We start from the raw sequence: 24,425 nt of genomic DNA on the forward strand, positions 1-24,425 counted from the left end.
CTAAATTATATAGATGACAATATAAACAAAAAGGTTGGTATGAAAATAAAAAAATCCGCAAAGTATCTAATCTTTGCGGAAGCTTATATTTAATAGTTCTAATTTTTATAAATCGAACCCTAAATTAACACCTAATTTATTGGCGATAATCTTAGTAATTCTTTGTTTTAATTCAGGTATTTTAATACTATCGATTACTGTATTGGAGAAGGCATACATCAATAATGCTTTGGCTTCTTTTTTAGGAATTCCGCGTTGTTGCATGTAGAACATTGCGCTTTCGTCTAATTGACCAATCGTGCAGCCGTGTGAACATTTTACATCATCTGCAAAAATTTCTAATTGTGGTTTGGCATTAATTGTAGCTTTATCTCCTATTAAAATATTGTTGTTTTGTTGAAAAGCATCTGTTTTTTGCGCTTCTTTTTCTACATAAATTTTCCCGTTGAAAACTCCAGTTGAACTGTCAGATAGAATTGTTTTGTAGTTTTGATGACTTTCGCAATTTGGCGTTGCGTGGTTTACAAGTGTATAATGATCAACGTGTTGCTTGTCTCCAATAATTGTAATTCCTTTTAAAGTGGAATCTATTCTTTCACCAAAATGATAGAAATTCAAGTTGTTTCTTGTGATGTTTCCGCCGAATGAAAAAGTGTGCACTGACACAAAACTTTCTTGTTTTTGCGAGATATAGGTATTATCAATTAAATTAGCTGATTGCAAATCATTTTGAATTTTGTAATAATCAACAATAGCACGTTTTTCTGCAAAAATCTCTGTAACTGAATTGGTTAAAACTGGATTCTCATTCAAAGATTGATGTCTCTCGATAATTTGAACGTGAGCATTTTCGCCTACAACAACTAGATTTCGTGGTTGTGTCATCAATGCATTTTCTATTCCTGTAAAAAAATAAATAATTTCGATTGGTTTTTCAACTACTTTACTTTTCGGAATATTGATGTAAGCGCCTTCGTTTGCAAAAGCAGTATTTAATGAGGTTAATGATTCATCTTTACTGGCAATTTTATTGAAATACTCATCAATAACTGTTTTGTATTTTGGTTTTGTAAATGCCGACGACATTAAGCAAACGTCTAATCCGTCATGGGTTGTTGATGATAAAAATGAAGAGAATTTTCCGTCTACAAAAATCACTTTGTAAGTATCAATTTCGTGAAGAAAATATTTTTTTACCTCAGCAAATTCGATAGCATTTTCGTTCTTCGGAAAAACTGTAAAATCATTTTTTAAAACAGTATTCAACGATGTATATTTCCAAGCTTCCTCTTTTTTAGTTGGGAAACCTTTATTTTCAAAGTTTTTAATGGCTGAAGTTCTAACGTTGTGCAATTCATTGTGCACATCGATACTTTCTTCAAAGGCCATAAAAGACGAGATTAATTTTTCTTTTAATTCCATATATTTTGTTGTCGGTCATCAGTTGTTTTTGTTTTCAGTTTAAAACCGATAACACAAAACTGACAACTTTTTTTAAACTTCTAATTCAGCTTTAATCCAGTCGTATCCTTTTTCCTCAAGCTCATAAGCTAATTCTTTTCCGCCTGATTTTACGATTTTTCCATCCATCAAGACGTGCACAAAATCTGGAATGATATAATCTAACAATCTTTGGTAATGCGTGATTACCAAAACTGCATTGTCTTTGTTTTTAAGTTTGTTTACGCCATTTGCAACGATTCTAAGCGCGTCGATATCCAAACCTGAATCTGTTTCGTCTAGAATAGCAATTTTAGGCTCTAACATCGCCATTTGAAAGATTTCGTTACGTTTCTTTTCTCCACCAGAAAAACCTTCGTTTAACGAACGAGAAAGAAATTTTCTATCAATCTCTAATAATTCGGATTTTTCACGAATTAATTTTAGCATTTCATTGGCTGGCATTTCTTCTTTTCCGTTAGCTTTTCTGCTTTCGTTGATTGCCGTTTTCATAAAATTGGTTACCGATACACCAGGAATTTCTACTGGATACTGAAACGATAAAAACACACCTTTGTGAGCACGTTCTTCTGGAGCCAACTCTGAAATTTCTTCGCCATCAAGAAAGATTTCTCCTGCAGTGACTTCGTAGTTTTCATTTCCGGCAATGATTGAAGAAAGTGTTGACTTTCCGGCACCATTTGGACCCATAATGGCGTGCACTTCTCCTGCTTTTATCTCAAGATTTATTCCTTTTAATATTTCTTTGTCTTCTACTGAAGCGTGTAAATTGCTAATTTTTAACATTTTGTTGTTTTATTTATTCGTAATGTCCTTTTAGTGAAATGATATTTAATATTTCAATTGTATTTTCATCGACAATTTCATAAACCAAACGATGTTCTTGATTTATTCTTCTTGACCAAACTCCAGAAAGATTATGTTTTAATTGCTCTGGTTTTCCAATTCCTTCAAAGGGATTTTCTTGAATTGCTCTTAATAATTCTGAAATCTTTTTAAGAATTGGTTTGTTCCCAGATTTTGACCAAAACTCTAAATCTTTTTTGGCTTTGTTAGAAAATATTATTTCCATAATTTATCTATTTCTTCCAAAGTCATTTTTATACCTTTTCCTTGTTTTAATTCTTCTCTTGCCTCCAAAATTTCTTTAACAAATTCAGGATTGTATGGCTTTTCTTCTTCAACAATTTCAAAACCAAGAGATTTAGCCAATGACTTCAACAATGGAAAATCTTTTTTCTTTACATTTTTTAAAATTATATCCATAGCTTTTAATTTATTATTATCCTACCGAACCTTCTAAAGAAATCTCCAATAATTTCTGAGCTTCGACTGCAAACTCCATTGGTAATTTATTTAAAACATCTTTGCTAAAACCATTTACAATTAAGGCAATAGCCTTCTCTGTTGGAATTCCTCTTTGATTGCAATAGAATACTTGGTCTTCACCAATCTTTGAAGTCGTTGCTTCGTGCTCAATTTTAGCAGAAGAATTTTTACTTTCTATATAAGGAAAAGTATGTGCACCACAATTATTTCCCATCAAGAGCGAATCACATTGAGAAAAATTTCGAGCATTTTCTGCATTGGCACTAATTCGAACCAAACCTCTGTAACTATTTTGAGATTTTCCAGCAGAAATTCCTTTAGAAATAATAGTTGATTTAGAGTTTTTACCTAAATGAACCATTTTTGTACCTGTATCGGCTTGCTGAAAGTTATTAGTAACCGCAATCGAATAAAACTCACCAATTGAATTATCACCTTTCAAAATCACCGATGGATATTTCCAAGTTACAGCCGATCCTGTTTCTACTTGCGTCCAAGATATTTTGGCATTTTTCTCGCAAATTCCTCTTTTAGTAACAAAGTTAAAAACACCACCTTTTCCTTCTTTATTTCCAGGATACCAGTTTTGTACGGTAGAATATTTTATTTCGGCGTTTTCCATTGCAATTAATTCTACTACAGCGGCGTGCAATTGGTTTTCGTCACGACTTGGTGCGGTACAACCTTCTAGATAAGAAACATAACTTCCTTCGTCAGCAATTAAAAGTGTTCTTTCAAATTGACCTGTACCTGCTTGATTAATTCTAAAATAAGTAGATAATTCCATCGGACATTTAACACCTTTTGGAATGTAACAGAAACTTCCGTCAGAGAAAACAGCCGAATTTAAAGCTGCATAAAAATTATCTCTTTGTGGCACTACAGTTCCTAAATATTTTTGAACTAACTCTGGATATTCGCGAATAGCCTCAGAAATACTCATAAAAATGATTCCTTTTTCTGCCAATGTTTTTTTGAAAGTCGTTGCTACTGAAACTGAGTCAACAACAATATCCATGGCAACATTATTCATCATTTTTTGCTCATCGACTGAAATTCCGAGTTTTTTGTACATCGCCAAAAGTTCAGGATCAACGTCGTCAAGTGTTTTGTTTGGATCTGCTTTTTTGGGTGCAGAATAATACGATATTGCTTGAAAATCGGGTTTGTCATAATGAACATTTGCCCATTCTGGTTCGATCATTTCTTGCCAGGCACGAAAAGCTTCGATTCGCCAATCAGTCATCCATTGCGGCTCGTCTTTCTTTTTAGAAATCGCGCGAACAATGTCTTCATTTAATCCAATAGGAAACGTTTCCGAATCTAATTCGGTATAGAATCCGTATTCGTATTCTTTGTTTTCTAATTCGACTTTTAAATCTTCTTCTGTGTATTTTGACATCTTATTTTTTTTAAAAACCTTTAAGAAAGTAAGTTTGTTAAGTCCTCAATTTTCTCACTATATTTTAGGTTTAAATAATTAAATTTTAAAGTGAAAAACTTTCTCCACAACCGCAAGTTCTACTCGCATTTGGATTATTAAATACAAATCCTTTTCCATTCAATCCGCCTGAAAATTCTAAAATAGTTCCTGCTAAATACAAAAACGATTTTTTTTCAACGGCTATCTTCACATTATTATCTTCAAAAACTTTGTCATTTTCTCCAAGATCTTTGTCAAATTTTAATTCATATGACAAACCTGAGCAACCTCCGCTTTTTACGCCAACGCGAACGTAATCTTTAGCTGCATCAAAACCGTCTTCTTGCATCATTGCCACGATTTTTTTACTTGCGTCATCAGATACTTTTATCATTTTTATTTTGATTTTGTCTAAATTAACCGCAAAGATACGTCATATTTCGATTTTTACATAATTCCTAACATTTTTATAACTAATAGTAAAATAGATTTAGATGATTGCAACAAAAAAATCCTCAATCATTGAATTTGAAAGAGGATTATTGGAAAAAAACTTAACTAAAATTTTAAAATTATTTTGATGTTTCTAACAATTCAAGTCGTTTTAATATTTCTGTAATGGTTTTTGATTGGGCTTCAAGTTGTGTTTTTTGATTTTCTATAATTACTTGTTGTTCTTGAATTGCTTTGACCATTGGTGCTATCAAATCATTGTATCGAACGCCGTACATTCCTGCGTCGTCTTTACTGATGATGCCATTGTATTTAGTGTCAAATTTATTTAAGGTGCTTTCCAATTCTTGCGCTATAAATCCATATTCTGTTGTTGGATTCGTTGTAGATTCTAAAATTGTTGTTTTTCCATCAGTGACTTGAACATCTTTACGAGTATAAAATACAGGGTTGAGTTGTTTTATAAAATCAAGCCCAAGATTAGAAGGTTGAATATTTGATTTCCAGCGTTTATCTGATGTAATTGTCCAAGGTACTTGAATACTTGCAGATGTTACAGCAGTATTTCCAATTCGAACTTGATTGCTTGCAGTTGCAGAAGCCACTTGTGCAGCGTTTCCTAATCCAGTATTATTTGAACCTGTTGTAACTTGATTAAGTGATCCAAAACCAACAGATGTATTGTTACTTCCAGATGTGTTACTGGTCAATGATTGAGCACCAGTTGCAGTATTATTATTTCCTATTCCATTAACAATAAGCGATTGATGTCCAATTGCTACATTACTATTTCCTGTTGTATTGCTAGTAAGTGATGCAGTGCCATTGGCGGTATTATTACTTCCTGTTGTATTTGATGATAAAACCGAAGCACCTAAAGCAGTGTTTTGAGTTCCCGATGTGATTGAACCAAGTGAAAATCTTCCAAAAGAAGTGTTATTAACTCCTAATAATCCCGCTAAACTATTATTTCTTTTAAAAACCACATCTACATCATCTGTTGTTCCAATAAAATTAGTTGTTTCATTTGTTCCTGCATTTCCAGATAAACCCCAAGCATTATTTCCAGGATTTACTTGCCAAGTTGCTGTTCCATTTGTATCGCTAGTTAAAACTTTTCCAGCTGCTTCATTGCCATCAACCATTCGAATATTTCCTACAACATGAAGTTTATCAAATGGGTTTGTTGTTCCTAAACCAACATTACTATTTGTTGCTATTCGCAATCCTTCAAGATTATTGCTTTTTAAAACCAATGGTTGATTGTCAGCAGTTCCAACAAAGTTTACTAATGAATTGGTTGCAGTATTACCATTTAATGCCCATAAATTAGTTGTGACTGGAGGTGAACCAACAATTCCGCCACCACCATTAGGATCTATAACTGTTAATGATCTATAGGATTTGTATACTTGACCAAATGCTACGTGGTTAACACTTGGTGAATTGTTCATAAGAGCGTTGGGACATGACCATTGGATTGCAACCGTTTGAGGAATACCAATTGGAACTGTTATTGGATAAGAAAAATTAGATTCCCAAATAGTTATGTCTAGTGTGGAAAAAGGCACATCCACTATTGATTGTTTTGAAGCAGTTTGCCAACCAGTAACTGGAATTCCGTTTAATGTAATTTGGAAAAAGATTACATTATCTTGAAAACCATCATCAAATCTAAATCCAGCTGCCGAAAAATTTACCAAAACTGTATCGTCTTTTGGTGTAAAGTTTATAGTCATTTGATCTAATGCACTAAAAGTTGTGTTTGTAAAATCTTGAGTAGTTCCAACAACGGTATAATATTTTGAATTATTTTCTCCATCAACGTCAAAACGTGTCCATTTTGCTCCATTCCAATAATAAAATCCTGGATAAACATTATTAGGCGCAACACCATTTGTCGCCGTGTTGTATATTAAAGTACTTATTGCAATGTTGCCTGTTTGCGGATTCAAAACTGGAGCTTGAACTAGAACTGATGTTAATGCAACTCTAGGAATTAAAACACCATTATTTGTAGATTTAACATCTAATAGTCCTTCTGGCAATGAGCTTCCAACTCCTGTTGCACCATTTTTTAAAATTACTAAAGCGTCTTTACGTTCTGTACTATCAACAAAATTATTATTATTTAAATCTAATGCATTTCCTACAACAAACAATCTATCTGTTAAATTAGCAATTTGAAACTGATTTACTCCATTTGTTGATATTGTGTAATCTGTAGCTCCAATTCCAAACACCGATTCACAGAAGCTTCCTGCTGTATTTTGGAAACCTGTAGCGATCGCATTTCTACCGCTTGCTATATTTGTTTGTCCAAAAGCTGTTGAATTAATTCCAGTTGCATTGTTTAAGTTTCCAAATGCTGTTGAATTAGATGAGCTTGCAATGTTATTAGCACCAAGTACTGTTGAAGAAGATCCGCTTGCTGTATTATTACTGCCAAAAGCCATTGAAGCACTTCCACTTGCTACAACATTATTACCAAAAGCAGCTGAACCAAATCCAATATTAGCATCATCCCATGCTCCTGTTGCTGGTACTGAACCCGCTCTAAAAGCTGCTTTTCTTGGATTCCAAACCATTCGAGTTCCTGGACCACTTGGAACCACTACGCCACTATTAACAGTTCCAGTAGAAACCAATCCATCTGTTCCATTTATTAAAACCGCGCCAGCATCGGCAGTAATTGTTTTTCCATTTCCAGCACCACCAAAATCATAAGCTTGGTCAAGCGTTCCACCAGAAGAACCAGAATTAATTGGTATCCAATCTAAAGTCCCAAAATTCCAATAATAAAATCCAGGTTGATCTGTACCAGAGACATTTTTTAGATATACTAACATTCCTTGTTGGTCAATTGTTGGGTTTGTAGCTGGAAACACATTTACTTTTGGTATTAATAATCCGTCAGTTATCAATGGTGTTGTTTCACTACTCGATTTTATTTCCAGTTGGGCTTTTGGATCTGTAGTATTTATTCCTACTTGACCGAAGACAGAAACGGTTGCAAAACATATTAGTAAGAGAAAGTAAAGTTTTTTCATAATTTTAATTCTTAAACAGTTACTAATTAACTTTTTAGAATTGTAAAATTCAATTAAAACCAAAAACTATACAATACGCAATTGTGAGTAGTCAAGAAATTAAAATTAAAATTTAATTTATTGATAATCAATTGTTTAATTGTTATAAAAATTTGATATAAATAAAAATATACGCGCTTTAGCGTACTTAATTCTTATAAATATTTTGAGAATAATTTAAAATGGAATCTTAATACTGATTATCAATCCGTTATTAGAATCAATTTTTACATTGCCTTTTAAGTTGGCAATTCGTTTTTTGATGTTTATTAGTCCGTTACCAAATTTATTGGTTTCCAATAATCCTTTTCCGTTGTCGTGAATTGTAATCAAAAACGCTCTCTTTTCAAATGATGAAATTGTGACTATAACTTCTGTTGCACCGGAATGTTTTACAATATTATTCAGCGCTTCTTTAATACAAAAAAATAAGTTTTTTCGAGAACTTCCATCAAGAATTTTGTTTGAAATAGTATCAGTGTCATTTATAAAATTCAATTTAATTTCTGTTCCTTCTAGAAATTTGTGGGCATATAATTTTACATAGTCGCAAAAAACAGAAACATTGTTATTATCTGTGTTTAAGGTCCAAATAAAGGTATTCAGTCGTTGCGAGATTTCGGAACTTGTGTTGGTGATTTTGTCAATTAATGCTTTTTGATTATCATTAGTTTCGTAATTTTTTAATAAATTAGTGTTGATTAAAATACTACTCAATTCACTTCCAATGTCATCGTGAAGATCTTTACTAATTTCGTTTTTTTGATTTAATAACAATTTCTGCAGTTTGTTTTTTCTTCTGATTATGATAATTACAAGCAATAAAATTAAAGCTAAAAAAAGTGCTGCTAGGAGCTGTAAAATCTTGATATTCTTTTGTTTATCAAGTTCGTTAATTTTTGATAATAGTAATTTGTTTTCACTATTTATGTATTGATTTGTAATGTTTTGGATGTAGATATTTCCGTTTTGATTAATGTTGTTATCAATTGATAATAATTTTTCTTGAGTGGCCAACAATAAATCTTTGTCTTCAAGAGATTGAAAGACCTTAAGCGATTGTGCATAGAAAAGTTTTTGAAAAGCAGCATTAATCGTATGTTTTTTTATCAAATCTTGTCCTTCTTCAAAGTAAAAATTTACTTTTTGAGGTTGTTCTGAAAAGCATTCTACTAAATTTCCGTAACCCAATAATGCGGTATCATAAATTGATGCTTTTAGTGATGTTTCAATACTTTTATCAAAATAATATTGCGCAGAATCTTTTTTATTTTGTTTCAAAAACAGTTCTCCAAAAGTGCGTTCAACATTGGCAATACATCTATTATCTTTAAAAATTTTAGCAAATTTATAAGCCTTTTTGTTATAAAAATAAGACGAATCTAGTTGGTTTGTTTTAATTTTTAATTGTGCTAAATCATTATAAATGTATTCCTTATTGATTTTATACCTTTTATAACTTGTCTTTGTTTTGGCTGGAAAGTAGTTTTTCGCTTTGTGAAAAGAAACTTCAGATTTGGATAATTTACACATTTCGTACCAATTAATTCCTTCGAGTAAAAAGGCATTTGAAAGGTATAAACTGTCGTTGATGACTTTTCCTAATTCAATTGCTTTTTGAGCTTCGTGCAATCCAAATTGATACAAACCCATGTAATAAAAAAGTTCCGATTGTAAACTGTTTGAATAATATTGAAGCGTATCGTTTGGATTTTTTAGAAGGCTTTTTTTTGAATAATCCAACCATTTTTGTGCTTCTTCAATTTTATCAATTTCTAAATAAAGTTCTGCTATCTTTATAGCATTTGTTATTTTACAACTATTTGATTTGCAATCATAAAACGCCTTTTTTTTATCTGAAATTGTTTCTTGAGAGAAAACAAAAACAGGAGAAAAGAGTAAAAATAGTACGTAAAAAAATTTCATTATTTACTTTTTAAATTATCGCTTTAAGTACATATTTACTGCTTCAACTCTAGTATTTACATGCAGTTTTTCATAAATGTGCTGAATGTGTTTTCTAACTGTTCCGCTACTTATTTGAAGATTATCTGCTACTTCTTTGTTCATTTTTCCTGTAGCCAATAATTCTAAAATTTCATTTTCTCTTGGCGTTAACAACATTACATTCTTATCAATTGATTCAAATTTTGAGAAACTTGCAACTACTTTTCGGGCAATACTACTGCTCATAGGACTTCCTCCATCGAATAAATCGTTTAAAGCATCAATAATTTTTGTTGGACCTTCGGTTTTTAAAATATACCCACTTGCACCTGCTTTTAAACTTTTAAAAATGACATCATCATCTTCATATGATGTACACATTAAAAAAAGAAGTGTTGGTTTTTTAGATTTTAAAATTGAAACACATTCGTACCCATTATAGCCTGGCAAATTTACATCCATTAGCAACGCATCAATAGCTATTGTTGGTACAATTTCTATTGCGGCTTCGGCGTTTTCAAAAGTTCCAACAAGTTCAAATTGATCCGTAAATTGAATCATCATGGCCATTGCTTCTCTTAAATCGCGGTTGTCTTCTACAATGCCAATTCGTTTTTTCATTTTGTAAATTCTTGTTTGACAATATTAAAAATAATAAAACAAATTGAAAATACGCAAATAAGCGTACTAAATAAAATTAAACTATTAAATTGCATCAAATTTCGAATTACTTAAAAAATGAAACTCTACCCAATAGAAGCAGGAAACTTCAAACTTGATGGTGGCGCAATGTTTGGCGTTGTACCAAAAACCATCTGGAATAAAACCAATCCGGCAGACGAAAATAATCTTATTGATATTGCTGCAAGATGTTTGTTAATTGAAGATGGTAATAAATTAATCCTCATTGACACAGGAATGGGCGACAAACAATCGGAGAAGTTTTTTAGTTATTATTCACTTTGGGGAAATCACTCCTTGGATAAATCTTTAGCAAAATATGGCTTTCATCGTGATGATGTGACTGATGTTTTTATGTCACATTTGCATTTTGATCATTGTGGCGGAAGTGTCAATTGGAACAAAGATAAAACTGGATACGAAGTTGCTTTTAAAAACGCTAAATTTTGGACTAATGAAAACCACTGGGAATGGGCAACTAAACCAAATCTACGTGAAAAAGCATCATTTCTGTCAGAAAATATTTTACCAATGCAAGAAAGCGGACAGTTAAATTTCATAAAAAGACCTGATTCTGATTTTGGAATTTGTGACTTGGGTTTTGACATTTTTTATGTTGATGGCCATACCGAAAAAATGATGATTCCACACATTCAGTACCAAGACAAAACAATCGTTTTTTGTGCCGATTTAATTCCGACTGCAGGTCATTTACCTTTACCCTATGTTATGGGATATGACACTCGACCATTGTTAACAATGCCTGAAAAATCAAAATTTTTAGAAAATTGTGCCGAAAATAATTTCTATTTATTTTTAGAACACGATGCGCATAACGAAATTATAACCGTAGAAAAAACCGAAAAAGGTATTAGATTGAAAGAAGTTTTCAAATGTGAGGATATCTTAATCTAATGTTAATCGTTGCCAAAAAATTAACAAAACAAATTACTTTTAACCAAATTTTTTAAAATAACAAAAAATGAAATTAATTAAACCATTTTACATCTCTGCAGCAGTTGCCTTTATGCTAAGTAGTTGTAGTCCGTCATTAGCACCAATAGTAAGCACTAATCCGGCAAATATTGACAAAACACCTTTAAAAACTTCTCCTGTTAAAGAAGAAGATTTAAAACGTTGGAGTCATTTAGATTTGACTAAAGATACTATTCCGGGTATGAGTACTGATAAGGCTTATTCTGAAATTTTAAAAAATAAAAAAGGAACAAAAATCATTGTTGGTGTTATCGATTCTGGAATTGATATTGATCACGAGGATTTAAAAGGTAAAATTTGGGTAAATTCTAAAGAAATCGCCGGAAACAATAAAGACGATGATAACAACGGATATACTGATGATGTAAATGGTTGGAATTTCTTGGGTGATTCAAATGATGAAAATCTAGAATTAACACGTATTGTAAAAAAAGGTCCGTCAGAGCCAAATTATGCTGAAGCAAAAAAAGCTTTAGACAAGCAATATGGCGAAATGATGCAGTATAAACCTCAAATGGACATGATTGACAAAGCAGATAAAGCCATTAAAGCACATTTGAAAAAAGATATTTACACTGTTGATGATTTAAAAAAGATAACTACAACCGATGCTTCATTAAATCAAAGCAAAATGATCATGATTAGTGTTGCATCTCAAGTAGGTCCAAATTTTCAAGAAGATTTAAAAGACCAAATGGATCAGGTTTATGATATGCTAAACTACAATTTAAATGTAAAATTTGACGGTAGAAAACTTGTTGGCGACAATCCAGAAGACATTACTGATAAAAAATATGGTAACGGAAATGTAAAAGGTCCAGATGTAAAAGATGGTCTTCACGGTACGCACGTTGCTGGAATTATTGCTCAAATTCGCGGAAACGATAAAGGTGGTGATGGCGTAATTGCTAACAATGTTCAAATTATGGCATTAAGAGCGGTTCCAAATGGTGATGAGTATGATAAAGATATTGCGCTTGCCATTCGCTATGCTGCTGATAATGGCGCAAAAGTAATTAACGGAAGTTTTGGTAAAGACTATTCTCCACACAAAGAATGGGTTTGGGAAGCTATTAAATATGCCGCAAGCAAAGATGTATTAATCATTCACGCTGCAGGAAATGATGGAAAAGATTTAGATTTAGAGCCAAACTTCCCAAATGACGAAGTGAATGGCAAAGAAATTTCAGATAATTTTATGTCAATTGGTGCATTAAATAAAGAATACGGAACCAAAATGGTGGCAGATTTCTCAAATTATGGTACAAAAAATGTAGACATTTATTCTCCAGGAAATGAAATTTATGCAACCATTCCGAACAATAAATATAAATATTTGCAAGGAACATCAATGGCATCACCTAATGTTGCAGGAGTGGCGGCTTTAGTTCGTTCTTACTATCCAAATTTAACTGCTGCTCAAGTAAAACAAATCTTAATGGATTCTGGAACTCCTATCAGTATTGAAGTTGTTCTTGGAGAAAATAAAGAAAAACGTTCTTTTACAACTGCCTCAAAATCGGGTAAAATTGTTAATGCTTACAATGCATTATTGATGGCTGAACAAATGTCAAAAAAATAAAATTCCAAATTTTAAACTAATGGAAGGGCTGCATGTTCTTCCATTTTTTATTTTAATCAAGATGAAAAAATTTATTACCCTTTCGTTATTTATTGTTGGTTTTTCAACTTCATTTTCGCAAACCTCAACTTATTGGCAACAAAAAGCCGATTACAAAATGGAGGTAAGTATGGATGTTAAAACCTATCAGTACAAAGGAAAACAAGAATTAGTTTACACCAATAATTCTTCTGATACTTTACGCCGAGTTTTCTATCATTTATATAATAATGCGTTTCAACCAGGAAGTGAAATGGACATGCGTCTACAATCGGTTAAAGATCCAGATGCAAGAATGGTTAACAAAATAAAAGTTAACGAAAAAGAAATTAAAGAAAGTAGAATTTCAAAACTTCTTCCTACTGAAATTGGTTATTTACACATTTCTAATTTCAAACAAGATGGAATTGCAGCGCCAGCAAAAGAAGTGGAAACTATTCTTGAAGTTACACTAAATCAACCACTTCTGCCAGGTAAATCAACCACGTTTACATTAGATTTCGACGGTCAAGTTCCACTTCAAATTCGTCGTTCTGGTCGAAACAACAAAGAAGGCGTTGAATTATCAATGGCGCAATGGTATCCTAAAATTGCCGAGTTTGATTTTGAAGGATGGCACGCTGACCCGTATATTGCTCGTGAGTTTCACGGTGTTTGGGGAAATTTTGATGTGAAAATAACTATCGATAAAAACTACATTCTTGGCGGAACAGGTTATTTACAAAACGGAAACGAAATAGGACATAATTATCAAGATAACGGAACGGTTGTAAAAATTCCGAAAAAACAAAAAACGATTACTTGGCATTTTGTTGCTCCAATGGTGCACGATTTTACTTGGGCAGCCGATAAAAATTACATCCACGATGTAGTAAAAACCGATTTTGGAACCACACTGCATTTTTTATACAAAAACAATCCTAAAATTATTGAAAACTGGAAAATCGCACAACCAAAAACGGTTCAATTATTAAACTTTTTTAATACTACCGTTGGTAAATATCCTTATGAGCAATATTCGGTAATTCAAGGTGGCGATGGCGGAATGGAATATGCAATGTGTACTCTAATTTTGGGCGAAGGAACACTTCAAGGGTTGATTGGTGTAATTGCTCACGAAATGGGTCATTCTTGGTTTCAACATGTTTTAGCTACAAACGAAAGTAAACATTCTTGGATGGATGAAGGATTTACCTCATTTATTGAAGATTTAGGAGTTAATGAGTTGGAGGAGAAAAAAGTAGCTAATCCGTTTGCTGGTGCTTACAAAGCTTACATAAATTTAGCAAATTCTGGAAAAGAGCAACCGCTGTCAACCCATGCTGATCGATATGATGAAAACAGAAGTTATAGCATTGCATCTTACAGCAAAGGAGAACTGTTCTTAACGCAATTAGAATATCTTATTGGTAAAGAAAATTTGATGAAAACTGTTAAACGATTTTATTCCGAATTTAAGTTCAAACATCCTACACCTAATGATATTAAACGAACCGCAGAAAGAGTTTCGGGAGCAAACCTGGATTGGTATTTAACCGATTGGACTAAAACACTTAACACTATTGATTATGGAATTAAAAACGTTGAAAGCGCCACCGATGGTGTTAAAAAAACAGGTGTTTCCCTTGAAAGAATTGGAAGAATGCCAATGCCAATTGATATCTTAGTTGAATACGCTGACGGAACAAAAGAAACTTTTTATATTCCGTTGCGAATGATGAGTTTTGAAAAAGAAAACCCAACACCCGAAATTAAAAGAACTATTCTAAAAGATTGGGCTTGGGGAAATCCTAACTACTTTTTTGAAATTAATAAAGAGAAAACAGCAATTAAAAAAATAACAATTGATCCAAGCGGATTAATGGCTGATGTCAAACCCGACAACAATTCTTATGAAATAAAATAAAGCAAAAAGCGTTCTAAAATTTAGGACGCTTTTTTTTGGAATAGAATTTGTAGTTTTACAACCAATTAATTTTTTAATTTGAAATTGTATTAATAGCTCTTATTAGAAAGGGCAATTTGCTACTTATCAATAAAAAATATTTTTTCAATTATGAAACTTTTACATTTTATACTTTTTTTTCTGACTTTAAACTTTGGGTTACAAAAAACCTCAGCACAAGTATACACCTTCAAAACAAGTAGTTTGAGTGTTATGGATAAAAACTCAAAAGGTGGTTGGAACGAGTGGACCGAATTTAAAAAAGCCGAAATTATTATCACTTTTGATTCTAATAAAGATAGGTTTATAGTGAATTCAAAAGAACTTCAACTGTATAAAATTGAATCTTATCTTGAAAAAGTTTCAAATGAAAATGATGATACTTTAGGATTTATCTGTACAGACAATAGTGGTGTAAAATGCGCCATTCTTATTGTAACTCGAAAAAAAGAAAATAATCGTATGCAATTTTACATCAATTATCCTGATTTAAAAATGGTCTACAATATTTACAACACCAAATAATCTTGTTGCTCGAAATGGATTTTAAATATCCTAAAAACGAAAAACTAAAGAGCAGAAAAACCATTGATTTGCTTTTTACTGAAGGAAAATCAGTCTCAAAATATCCTTTGAGATTGGTGTTCACTCCTATTGCCGATGAGAAAGAAAAAATAAAATTTGGTGTTTCAGTGTCAAAAAAACATTTTAAAAAAGCAGTTGATAGAAATTACTTTAAACGGGTTTTAAGAGAATGTTACAGGCTTAACAAACATTTAATTCAAACGGATTTAGAACAAAGTTATGCCATTATGTTTTTTTATCAAACCAAAGAACGTTTGAGTTATGCCGAAATAAACGAAAAAACCATACTATTATTTGAAAAATGGAATTTGGCTGTAAAAGCTCAAAATAACAAATGAATTCTTAATGAATATTTAAAAAATTAGTTTTTTAAGGTTATTACAATATATTTGATGTAGTTTATTACATTCGTAAAATAAAATTCAAGAAAAAAAGAAATACAATTATGTTTCAATACTTTAAAAAAAGATATATAATTCCAGTTGTTGCGTCAGGTTTTCTTTTTGTTGGCGCTAGTTTCAAAGACGATTTTTTTGAAATTGCAAAGCAAATCGAAATTTTCACCACGCTTTTCAAAACCGTTAATCAAAATTATGTTGACGAAGTAAACCCTTCAGAGTTAATGGATAAAGCCATAAAAAGTATGTTGGCTGATCTTGATCCATACACCAACTATTTTAACGAGCAAGATGTTGTAAAATTTAAAATCAACAACACTGGCGAATACACTGGTATTGGTGCAATGATTACCAGAAAAGAAGACAAACTAATCATCAAAGAACCATACAAAGGGTTTCCTGCTGATAAAGCCGGATTAAAAGCTGGCGATGCCATTATTCAAATTGGTGATGTACTTTTATCTGATTTTAAAGAAGATGCTTCGCAGTTGCTCAAAGGTGCTAAAAACACTAAAGTTGAAGTAAAATACCTTCGCCAAGGAAAGACACTAACGGCTCAAATCGTTCTAGACGAAATCGAAATTAAAGCGGTTCCATTTTTCTCTAAAATTGATGAAAAAACAGGTTATATTGTGCTTTCTGCATTCAATAGAAAAACAACACAAGAAACCAAAGAAGCCCTTGAAAAATTAAAATCTGATGGTGCAGAACGAATTATTCTAGACTTAAGAGGAAATCCAGGCGGATTATTAAATGAAGCTGTTAATGTGTGCAATCTTTTTGTTCCAAAAGGTGAGATTATAGTAACTACTAAATCTAAAAATCCTAAGTATAATGTAACTTACAAAACTACTAGAGAACCAATTGACTTACAAATTCCGTTAGCGATTATCGTTGATGGCAAAAGTGCTTCGGCATCTGAAATTGTTTCTGGTGCTTTGCAAGATTTAGATCGTGCAGTGGTAATTGGAAGTAGAAGTTTCGGTAAAGGTTTGGTTCAAAGACCAATTGATATGACTTATGGAACGCAAGTAAAAGTTACTATTTCACGTTATTACACGCCTTCAGGAAGATGCATTCAAGCATTAGATTATTCCAATAAAGACAAAGACGGAAAAGCAATTCGAACGGATGCTTCTAAGTATACTGCCTTTAAAACTAAAAAAGGAAGAACTGTTTATGATGGTGGCGGCATTCAACCTGATATTGAATTAGAAGAATCTAAACTTAGCACTATTGCCGAGGTACTTCAAAAAAACGATGGTATTTTTAATTATGTAACGAATTACTATTATAAAAATCCAACGCTTGGCGATAAAATTCCAACCATTACCGACGCCGATTTTGCTGACTTTAAAGCCTTCTTGAAAAAAGAAAAAATTAGTTTTGATACTGAAACCGAATTGGCTTTGAAAAATACTTTAGAAAAAGCTAAAAAAGAAAAAATTGACGAAACCATCAAAGCACAATACGATCAATTATTTGCTGCGTTGCAAAAAAGTGAAGAAGCGCTTCTTGATAAAAATCAAAAAGAAATTAAAAAACTAATTCTTGATGAAATTATCAAACGATACCAATACAAAGAAGGATTATATCAGTATTACGTAAAAAATAATGCAGAAATTGCTAAGGCAAGTTCAATATTAGCCAATACCTCTGAGTACAACAAAATACTACAATAATGTTACGATTTTTAAAATTTTTACCTCTATTATTTTTTGGATTTGTTTCAGCTCAAGAAGAGGCAGTTTTTTCGGTTTACTTTGAATTTGATAAATTTTCACTTGATGAAAAACAAGCCAAAGATGTGGTTAATTTTATAAAAAACACTGATTCAACTAGAATTGAGTCAATTCAAATTTTTGGTTACACTGATGATATCGGAAAAGAAGCCTATAATTTTAAACTTTCTACCAATAGAGCCACTACTATTCAATCAAAACTTACTGAAAACGGCGTTAAAAACAAAATAATCGTCACCATTGAAGGAAAAGGAAGAATACTTATTGATGATGATATTGTAGATAATCTTCCCGAAAAACGCTCTAAAAATCGTCGTGTGGATGTTGTTTTAAATCTAAAAGAACTTCCGAAACTAGTTTTGCCTGGTTTTTATAATATGATTCAAAAAAATCATGTAATTGGCGATCATATTTATCTTGAAAACATCCTTTTTGATAAAGGCAGCAGTCACCTTACAACTAAAGCCAAAAGTGAATTAGATAAAGTAGCGCTACTGTGTTTAAGATATAAAAATATTGAGTTTGAAATTCAAGGACACGTATGTTGCACACCACCTAATCAAAAAGAGGCTATTGATAAAGATACTAAAAAGCGTCAATTATCAACCAACAGAGCACAATCGGTTTTTAAATATTTGGCGTTTAGAAGAGTTCCAAAAAATAGAATGACCTTCAAAGGATACGGAAACACAGTTCCGCTTGGTAAAGAACCAGAATATGACCGACGAGTTGAGTTGGTAATTACCAAGATCTAATTTATGAATAGAATCTATTTTCTGTTCTTGTTTTTTTGTTCCTTTCTTTATTCACAAGAAGAACAAAAATCAGTTGTAGTTTTCTTTAATTCGAACGAATTTGATTTATCTTCTGAAGCTGAAGGTACTTTGAATGCTTTTATTTCTGATGAAACTTTAATCATTTCATCTATCACTATTGAAGGTTTTTGTGATGATATTGGTTCGAATGAAAACAACTTGATTTTATCTACCAATAGAGCGCAATCAGTTGCAAATTATTTGAAAAAGGAATTTAATTTAGATTGTAAATCCGTTGTTGGCAAGGGCGAACTTTCACTAACAAGAAAAATATCAATTGAACAAAGCAGAAAAAACAATCGAAAAGTCGTTGTGAAAATTGCATTTTCTAGAACTTCAGAAGAAACTGTTATATCAAACAAAGATTCTGAAAATCTTTATAAAAACTACAAAACCTTTTCAGACAAATTAGTTGTTGGTGACAAAATTATTATCAAAAATCTACTTTTTAAAGGTGGTTTAACGATATTTGAAAATCCAGAAGAAGCAATTGTTGAACTCGACAAAATTGTTACCTATCTAAACGAAAATCCGAATACTACCATCGAAATTCAAGGTCATGTTTGTTGTATTGGAGTTGTACACAGCGATGCTCACGATCGTTTTTCTGGAAAAAACAATTTATCACACACACGAGCTCAAAAAATATATGACTACTTAATTGAAAAAGGAATCACACCAAACCGAATGACGCATATGGGTTATGGAAGAAAATTTCCTATTCCTGGTGGAATTGAATCTGAGAATAAACGCGTGGAGATATTAATTACGAAAGTTTAACACTCTCTTTTCATTTCAATATGCGGAATATCATCTTCTAGATACATTTCGCTAGTTTGAACAAAATTATGACTTTCGTAGAATTTCTTTAAATACAATTGCGCTGAGATTGTAATGTTGCTTTCATTAAAATGAATTTTAATTCCTTCAATGGCTTGTTGCATCATGTCGTGACCAAACTTTTTATCGCGCGCATCCGGATGAACAATTACTCTACCAATGGAAGCATAATCGAAATAGTCACCGGCTTTAAACAATCTTGCGTAGGCTACAATTTTGCCATCTAACTCGCCAAGTAAGTGTAATGCTTCTTCATCTTTGCCATCCATATCTTGATAAACGCAATTTTGTTCCACTACAAAGACGAGAGAGCGAAGTTGTAATACTGAATATAGTTCTTGAAGAGAAAGCTCGTTAAATCGCTTTATTTTCCATTGAATGCTTTCTGCCATTTTATTTCTTTTTTAAAAACTGTACTGATTTAATTATGGATTCTAATTCAAACATTAAATCTCTTTTTTGTTTGGATGGTGCGTAACAAAATCCTTCTATGATTAAAATTCTGTTGTTGGGTTGGTCAACGATGGCATAATTTATAAACGGTCCGTTCATTGATTCATGCAACAACTCCCAATTTCCTTTGGTTTCAAATGTGGCTCTATTAAAGATTTTTGTTTTTGAAAAATATGGAGCAAATGCTTGTTCAGTAATCATTCTAGTTTTTGGTACTGCGCCGTGAATATAAATTCTACCAATTGAATCTCGTATTTGCGTAATTCTATTCACTGCTTTGGCATTGTCTTTAATACTGTTAAGTGGCACTTGATAAACTACTAAACTCATATTGCCGCTAGTAATATTTTTTTTAAACCAAATAAACTTTTTTCCATGCATTACCATTCTGTACTTAGAAGGAATACTGATTTTTATATTAAACTTTTCGATAGTTTTCTTTGAATCCAAAAGTGAATCCTGTTCTATTCTGTCTTGAAAAACTTTAATTTCTGAAGTTCTTATTCGGTTGATGATCAATGAATCATTTGCTTGAATGGTATCTAAAATTTCTTGTACTGTTCTACCTGAAACATGCACTACTACTTGAGGATTGGCATATTCATTATCAACAATTCTAAATTGACTTTTAGTTTCTTTTTTTACCACAATAATATTTCTACTATTACTCATAAATCCTTCTAGAAGTTTTACAGGATATTGATTTAAAGTAAAAATGGGTTCTTCTTGTGGTAAACCAACCACTGGTGAAGCAAATTTGTTTCTAACACTATCGCCAATTTCACCATTCCAGAGTTGGTCGTCAATAATAACGGCTACTTCATTGGTTTTTCGAGTTGTTTCGCTATTATTTTTGGCTTCTTTAGAATCACAAGAAGTTAAAAAAACAGCAATTATTGATGCAAAAAAAAGGGCTTTATTCATGATTAGAAATAAAGCCCAAATTTATATAAGATTTTTGTATTATCCGTTAATTTTTAATTTCATTCCGGGTTGAATGCTTTCGCCTTTGATGTTATTCCATTTTTTAATGTCTGAAATGGTTACCCCAGGGAATTTTTGAGAAATACTAAACAAAGAATCGCCTTTTCTAACTTGGTACATTTTCTCTCTAGCTTTTTTCTGGTTGGCAGCATAATCATCTTTCTTGGCTTTTTTATCAACAATTGCAACAGGCTGCTCTTTTCCAACGATAAGTTTATCTCCTTCTTTGATATTGGTATCAGAAAGTGAATTTAATTCTAACAAATCATTAACTGTTACATTGTACTTTCTTGCAATTGTTCCAAGATATTCTCCTTTTCCAACTACGTGTTCGATATTTTTTAGATCTGCTTTTGAAACAGTTTCCTCTTTAGCTTCTGTTAAGCTTTCGCCAGAAATTATTAATTGCGTTCCTACTTTAACATTGGTATCAATTAAATTATTCCACTCTTTTATATTTTGAACAGAAACATTATTTTTTCTTGCAATTGCGCTTAAATTATCACCTTTTGCAACAACATAATAATTCTCAGATTTAGAAGATGAATCAACTTTTTCTTCTTTTTTAGCTTTAGAAACCTTTGGTTCCACAGCGGCAATTACTTCTTTTTTAGAAGTAAAAGGTTGTTTAACTTCTTTCTTTACTGTGGTAACTACCTTTTCGTTTTTAATAATTTTTAAATTATCGCCAAGTCCAATATTGCTTCCTTTAATTTTATTCCACTTCTTTATATCTGCTACTGAAACTTCATATTTATCTGCAATTTCACCTAATACATCACCTTTTTTTACTTTGTGGTATTTGGTAACATCTTTGAAAACAACAACTTTCTCTGTTTTAAAAACCTTCTCTGTTTTTGCCTCATTTACTGCAACTGCATTAGTCTCACTTGCAACAAGGTTTGTGTTTTTTACGGCAGTTGAATCGGCTTTACTATCTTTCTTGTCTTTATAAGCTATTCTTTCTGATACAATTATTTTTAGATTTCTTCCAATCGGAGCATTATCGCTTTTTAATCTATTCCACTTTTTTATATCGCTTATAGAGACCAAATGTTTATCAGCGATTTCACTCAAATTATCACCTTTTCTAACTTTATGATATTTAGTTCGATTAACAAACTCTCTGTCGCTGTAGGCAATATTGGTCGAATCATTTTGCTTAACGGAAGCCAAACGTTCATAAGGACGTTCTCTTTTATCTGCTTCATACTTTACATAAGCATAGACCTTATCTTCGTTAGAAGTAAAAATTGAGATTTTATCTTTGGGTAATCTCAAGAAGTGCTTTTCTCCTGATATTGCTGGAATTTCATTTCTTTTAAAAGAAGGATTAAAAAATTGAATTTCTGCAACTGGAATATCTAACAAATCTGAAATTTGTTTGAAAGTAATATGATTTTTTATTTGAATCGTGTCAGTAGCAAAGTGATTGGCTACCGCTTTATTGGGCACAATTCCGTGTTCTTTATGGTATTCAAAAATATACATTGTAGCTAAAAAAGCTGGAAGATATCCTTGAGTTTCTTTTGGAAGATTTTTTCTAATATTCCAATAATTTTGTTGACCGCCAGAACGACGAATAGCTTTAGCCACATTACCTGGACCAGAATTGTAAGAAGCCAAAACCAAATCCCAATCGCCAAAGATTTTGTACATATTGGTCATGTACTGCGTTGCTGCTTGACTAGCTCGTAACGGATCACTTCTTTCGTCAACATAAGTTGTAATATTCAATCCGTATTGTTTTCCTGTTTGGTACATAAATTGCCACAAACCAGTTGCTCCAACTCTAGAAACCGCTCTCGGATTTAATGCAGACTCAACAACGGCAAGATATTTAATCTCTAATGGAATATTTTGCACAGCCAACGCCTCTTCAAATATCGGAAAATAGAATTGAGAAATCCCCATTAATCGTTCAAATCCTTTCTTTCTATTCTTTAAAAAAGATTTGATAACATTTTCTAAACCAATGTTATACTCAATATTAAAAGGTGATTTTTCATCTAATTTTTTCAATCGCTCTTTTAATAAATCTGTTGGTAGTTCATAGTCAACCGTTTTATCGATATCTATTTTTTTGATATCTTCTAATAGCGTACTGTAAATATCTAAAGATGTTAATTCTTTCATCCAAAGACTATCGATGCAAGTTGCCATATCATCATTAACAAAGGTTGCTTTGATAGAATCTAGGTAAGAAATTTTAGTTTCTTTTTTAACAATCGAGTCCTGTGGTATTGTTGCTTCTTGTCCGAAAACAAAAGAGGTGGCAACCAAGAGTATCGTTGATAATTTATTTTTTATAATCATATTTTATTAAATCTCAAAAAGTTATTAATCAGCATTTTATGCTTAAATGCAAATCTAGTAACAATAACGCAATAATTTGTTTAATTATTGTTAAAGTGCTGTTTTAGTCTAAAATAGCCTGAATTCCCGGCAAAACTCGTCCTTCTAACATTTCTAACATTGCGCCACCGCCAGTTGAAACATAACTCATTCTTTCTTCTAAACCAAACTGTTTTACGGCAGCAACTGAATCGCCACCACCAACTAATGAAAAGGCACCATTTTCAGTAGATTCTGCTATAAATTCGCCAAGTTTTATGGTTCCGTTTGCAAAGTTTTCCATTTCAAAAACCCCTAATGGGCCATTCCAAAGAATGGTTTTTGAATCCATAATAATTTTTTTGAAATTTTCTAATGACTTTGGTCCAGCATCAAGGCCTTGCCATCCGTTAGGAATTTCACGAACATCAACTATTTGTGTTTCGGCATCATTAGAAAATGCATTGGCAGCTACAACATCAACCGGAATATGAATTTGTACGTTCTTTTGCTTTGCTTTTTCAAGAATTTCTAGAGCTAAATCTAGCTTATCATCTTCGCAAATAGAATCGCCAATTGTTCCGCCCAAAGCTTTGACGAATGTAAAAGTCATTCCGCCACCAATTATCATGTGGTCAACTTTGTCAAGAATATTTTCAATAACCGTAATTTTAGAAGAAACTTTAGAACCTCCAAGAACCGCTGTTACGGGTTTTACAGAATTATTTAAAACGCGATTAAGACTTTCTATTTCTTTTGCTAAAAGCAATCCAAAACATTTATTGTTTGGAAAGAATTGCGCAATAATTGTAGTTGAGGCGTGTGCTCTGTGCGCCGTTCCAAAAGCATCATTTACATAAATATCTCCAAGCTGAGCAAGTTCTTTAGCAAATGCCACATCGCCAGCTTCTTCTTCAGGATAATAACGCAGATTTTCAAGTAGCAAAACTTGACCTGGCTGTAAATTATCAGCAGCATTTTGAGCTAGTTCTCCACGACAATCTGTAGCGAATAAAACTTCTTTGTCTAAGACTTTAGCAACTGTAGAAACAATATGTTTTAAAGAATATTTATCTTCTTTTCCTTTTGGTCGGCCTAGGTGTGACATCAAAATGACACTTCCGCCATCGGCAAGAATTTTATCTATTGTAGGTTTTGCAGCTTCAATTCTATTATCGTCTGTTACATTAAAATGCTCATCTAACGGAACATTGAAATCGACTCTGATTAAAGCTTTTTTATTGTTGAAATTGAAATCTTTTAAGGTTTTCATTTAAATTGCAGATTAATGGATAGTAATCCGCAAATATAATGATTTTGTTTTTTATT

21 protein-coding genes are annotated in these 24,425 nt (G+C 32.1%); 8 read left to right on the plus strand and 13 right to left on the minus strand.

Translation table 11 applies throughout. The features are described 5' to 3' along the window. Nucleotides 1–105 precede the first annotated feature (105 nt). The 9 genes from sufD to Q0050_RS14460 all read right to left on the minus strand — a co-directional run bounded on the left by sufD (nucleotide 106) and on the right by Q0050_RS14460 (nucleotide 10,323). A complete protein-coding gene (gene sufD, locus Q0050_RS14420) occupies nucleotides 106–1,422 on the minus strand; it encodes a Fe-S cluster assembly protein SufD (RefSeq protein ID WP_298397393.1) in 1,317 nt (438 codons plus the stop codon). 72 nt (nucleotides 1,423–1,494) lie between these two features. Then, entirely contained in the window at nucleotides 1,495–2,247 is a 753-nt protein-coding gene (sufC, locus tag Q0050_RS14425) for a Fe-S cluster assembly ATPase SufC (RefSeq protein WP_298397397.1), read from the minus strand. 13 nt (nucleotides 2,248–2,260) lie between these two features. Beyond that, nucleotides 2,261–2,533 (minus strand): Txe/YoeB family addiction module toxin, encoded by a 273-nt coding sequence (locus Q0050_RS14430; RefSeq protein ID WP_298397400.1) that lies wholly within the window; start codon nucleotides 2,531–2,533, stop codon nucleotides 2,261–2,263. Beyond that, nucleotides 2,524–2,727: a DUF2683 family protein gene (locus Q0050_RS14435; protein ID WP_298397403.1), complete on the minus strand. Its 204-nt coding sequence runs from the start codon at nucleotides 2,725–2,727 to the stop codon at nucleotides 2,524–2,526. Before Q0050_RS14435 ends, Q0050_RS14430 begins: the two co-directional genes overlap by 10 nt. A gap of 16 nt (nucleotides 2,728–2,743) precedes the next feature. After that, nucleotides 2,744–4,192, minus strand: a complete 1,449-nt coding sequence (gene sufB / locus Q0050_RS14440; protein WP_298397407.1) for a Fe-S cluster assembly protein SufB — start codon at nucleotides 4,190–4,192, stop codon at nucleotides 2,744–2,746. An 85-nt stretch (nucleotides 4,193–4,277) separates the two neighbouring features. Then, entirely contained in the window at nucleotides 4,278–4,607 is a 330-nt protein-coding gene (locus Q0050_RS14445) for an iron-sulfur cluster assembly accessory protein (protein ID WP_298397410.1), read from the minus strand. Nucleotides 4,608–4,785: 178 nt separating this feature from the next. Then, the gene (locus Q0050_RS14450) at nucleotides 4,786–7,716 is read right to left on the minus strand and encodes a tail fiber domain-containing protein (RefSeq protein WP_298397413.1); all 2,931 of its coding nucleotides are present in this window, start codon (nucleotides 7,714–7,716) and stop codon (nucleotides 4,786–4,788) included. A 216-nt stretch (nucleotides 7,717–7,932) separates the two neighbouring features. Then, nucleotides 7,933–9,681 (minus strand): ATP-binding protein, encoded by a 1,749-nt coding sequence (locus tag Q0050_RS14455; protein WP_298397416.1) that lies wholly within the window; start codon nucleotides 9,679–9,681, stop codon nucleotides 7,933–7,935. 15 nt (nucleotides 9,682–9,696) lie between these two features. After that, nucleotides 9,697–10,323, minus strand: coding sequence for a response regulator transcription factor (locus tag Q0050_RS14460; RefSeq protein ID WP_298397420.1), 627 nt, complete (start codon nucleotides 10,321–10,323; stop codon nucleotides 9,697–9,699). Between the two features lie 117 nt (nucleotides 10,324–10,440). Here Q0050_RS14460 and Q0050_RS14465 point away from each other — a divergent pair, with 117 nt between their 5' ends. The 8 genes from Q0050_RS14465 to Q0050_RS14500 all read left to right on the plus strand — a co-directional run bounded on the left by Q0050_RS14465 (nucleotide 10,441) and on the right by Q0050_RS14500 (nucleotide 19,265). Then, entirely contained in the window at nucleotides 10,441–11,298 is an 858-nt protein-coding gene (locus Q0050_RS14465; protein ID WP_298397423.1) for an MBL fold metallo-hydrolase, read from the plus strand. Between the two features lie 67 nt (nucleotides 11,299–11,365). Beyond that, complete coding sequence (locus tag Q0050_RS14470; protein ID WP_298397426.1) at nucleotides 11,366–12,961, plus strand: S8 family peptidase; 1,596 nt, start codon at nucleotides 11,366–11,368, stop codon at nucleotides 12,959–12,961. A 61-nt stretch (nucleotides 12,962–13,022) separates the two neighbouring features. Beyond that, entirely contained in the window at nucleotides 13,023–14,906 is a 1,884-nt protein-coding gene (locus Q0050_RS14475) for a M1 family metallopeptidase (RefSeq protein ID WP_298397428.1), read from the plus strand. 150 nt (nucleotides 14,907–15,056) lie between these two features. After that, on the plus strand, nucleotides 15,057–15,470 hold the full coding sequence (locus tag Q0050_RS14480) for a hypothetical protein (protein WP_298397431.1): 414 nt from the start codon (nucleotides 15,057–15,059) through the stop codon (nucleotides 15,468–15,470). 14 nt (nucleotides 15,471–15,484) lie between these two features. After that, on the plus strand, nucleotides 15,485–15,868 hold the full coding sequence (gene rnpA / locus Q0050_RS14485; RefSeq protein WP_298397434.1) for a ribonuclease P protein component: 384 nt from the start codon (nucleotides 15,485–15,487) through the stop codon (nucleotides 15,866–15,868). Nucleotides 15,869–15,975: 107 nt separating this feature from the next. Continuing rightward, entirely contained in the window at nucleotides 15,976–17,610 is a 1,635-nt protein-coding gene (locus Q0050_RS14490) for a S41 family peptidase (RefSeq protein ID WP_298397437.1), read from the plus strand. Then, nucleotides 17,610–18,425, plus strand: coding sequence for an OmpA family protein (locus tag Q0050_RS14495; protein ID WP_298397440.1), 816 nt, complete (start codon nucleotides 17,610–17,612; stop codon nucleotides 18,423–18,425). The genes Q0050_RS14490 and Q0050_RS14495 overlap by 1 nt, the downstream gene beginning before the upstream one ends. Nucleotides 18,426–18,428: 3 nt before the next feature. Continuing rightward, entirely contained in the window at nucleotides 18,429–19,265 is an 837-nt protein-coding gene (locus tag Q0050_RS14500; RefSeq protein ID WP_298397443.1) for an OmpA family protein, read from the plus strand. Here Q0050_RS14500 and Q0050_RS14505 read toward each other — a convergent pair. The 4 genes from Q0050_RS14505 to pgk all read right to left on the minus strand — a co-directional run bounded on the left by Q0050_RS14505 (nucleotide 19,262) and on the right by pgk (nucleotide 24,369). Further along, complete coding sequence (locus Q0050_RS14505; protein WP_298397446.1) at nucleotides 19,262–19,717, minus strand: GNAT family N-acetyltransferase; 456 nt, start codon at nucleotides 19,715–19,717, stop codon at nucleotides 19,262–19,264. The two genes, Q0050_RS14500 and Q0050_RS14505, sit on opposite strands and share 4 nt — an antisense overlap. A gap of 1 nt (nucleotide 19,718) precedes the next feature. Next, nucleotides 19,719–20,702 (minus strand): DUF4837 family protein, encoded by a 984-nt coding sequence (locus Q0050_RS14510; RefSeq protein WP_298397448.1) that lies wholly within the window; start codon nucleotides 20,700–20,702, stop codon nucleotides 19,719–19,721. A gap of 39 nt (nucleotides 20,703–20,741) precedes the next feature. Beyond that, complete coding sequence (locus Q0050_RS14515; RefSeq protein WP_298397451.1) at nucleotides 20,742–23,078, minus strand: LysM peptidoglycan-binding domain-containing protein; 2,337 nt, start codon at nucleotides 23,076–23,078, stop codon at nucleotides 20,742–20,744. A gap of 103 nt (nucleotides 23,079–23,181) precedes the next feature. Then, nucleotides 23,182–24,369, minus strand: a complete 1,188-nt coding sequence (pgk, locus tag Q0050_RS14520) for a phosphoglycerate kinase (protein WP_298397454.1) — start codon at nucleotides 24,367–24,369, stop codon at nucleotides 23,182–23,184. Nucleotides 24,370–24,425: the final 56 nt, after the last annotated feature.

Source organism: Flavobacterium sp. (assembly GCF_027483985.1).
Classification (GTDB): Bacteria; Bacteroidota; Bacteroidia; order Flavobacteriales; family Flavobacteriaceae; genus Flavobacterium.

Bases quoted from the DNA above. Each gene is read 5' to 3' on its own strand.
- sufD (WP_298397393.1), bottom strand. From the start codon at position 1,422: ATGGAATTAAAAGAAAAATTAATCTCGTCTTTTATGGCCTTTGAAGAA.
- sufC (WP_298397397.1), bottom strand. From the start codon at position 2,247: ATGTTAAAAATTAGCAATTTACACGCTTCAGTAGAAGACAAAGAAATA.
- Q0050_RS14430 (WP_298397400.1), bottom strand. From the start codon at position 2,533: ATGGAAATAATATTTTCTAACAAAGCCAAAAAAGATTTAGAGTTTTGG.
- Q0050_RS14435 (WP_298397403.1), bottom strand. From the start codon at position 2,727: ATGGATATAATTTTAAAAAATGTAAAGAAAAAAGATTTTCCATTGTTG.
- sufB (WP_298397407.1), bottom strand. From the start codon at position 4,192: ATGTCAAAATACACAGAAGAAGATTTAAAAGTCGAATTAGAAAACAAA.
- Q0050_RS14445 (WP_298397410.1), bottom strand. From the start codon at position 4,607: ATGATAAAAGTATCTGATGACGCAAGTAAAAAAATCGTGGCAATGATG.
- Q0050_RS14450 (WP_298397413.1), bottom strand. From the start codon at position 7,716: ATGAAAAAACTTTACTTTCTCTTACTAATATGTTTTGCAACCGTTTCT.
- Q0050_RS14455 (WP_298397416.1), bottom strand. From the start codon at position 9,681: ATGAAATTTTTTTACGTACTATTTTTACTCTTTTCTCCTGTTTTTGTT.
- Q0050_RS14460 (WP_298397420.1), bottom strand. From the start codon at position 10,323: ATGAAAAAACGAATTGGCATTGTAGAAGACAACCGCGATTTAAGAGAA.
- Q0050_RS14465 (WP_298397423.1), top strand. From the start codon at position 10,441: ATGAAACTCTACCCAATAGAAGCAGGAAACTTCAAACTTGATGGTGGC.
- Q0050_RS14470 (WP_298397426.1), top strand. From the start codon at position 11,366: ATGAAATTAATTAAACCATTTTACATCTCTGCAGCAGTTGCCTTTATG.
- Q0050_RS14475 (WP_298397428.1), top strand. From the start codon at position 13,023: ATGAAAAAATTTATTACCCTTTCGTTATTTATTGTTGGTTTTTCAACT.
- Q0050_RS14480 (WP_298397431.1), top strand. From the start codon at position 15,057: ATGAAACTTTTACATTTTATACTTTTTTTTCTGACTTTAAACTTTGGG.
- rnpA (WP_298397434.1), top strand. From the start codon at position 15,485: ATGGATTTTAAATATCCTAAAAACGAAAAACTAAAGAGCAGAAAAACC.
- Q0050_RS14490 (WP_298397437.1), top strand. From the start codon at position 15,976: ATGTTTCAATACTTTAAAAAAAGATATATAATTCCAGTTGTTGCGTCA.
- Q0050_RS14495 (WP_298397440.1), top strand. From the start codon at position 17,610: ATGTTACGATTTTTAAAATTTTTACCTCTATTATTTTTTGGATTTGTT.
- Q0050_RS14500 (WP_298397443.1), top strand. From the start codon at position 18,429: ATGAATAGAATCTATTTTCTGTTCTTGTTTTTTTGTTCCTTTCTTTAT.
- Q0050_RS14505 (WP_298397446.1), bottom strand. From the start codon at position 19,717: ATGGCAGAAAGCATTCAATGGAAAATAAAGCGATTTAACGAGCTTTCT.
- Q0050_RS14510 (WP_298397448.1), bottom strand. From the start codon at position 20,702: ATGAATAAAGCCCTTTTTTTTGCATCAATAATTGCTGTTTTTTTAACT.
- Q0050_RS14515 (WP_298397451.1), bottom strand. From the start codon at position 23,078: ATGATTATAAAAAATAAATTATCAACGATACTCTTGGTTGCCACCTCT.
- pgk (WP_298397454.1), bottom strand. From the start codon at position 24,369: ATGAAAACCTTAAAAGATTTCAATTTCAACAATAAAAAAGCTTTAATC.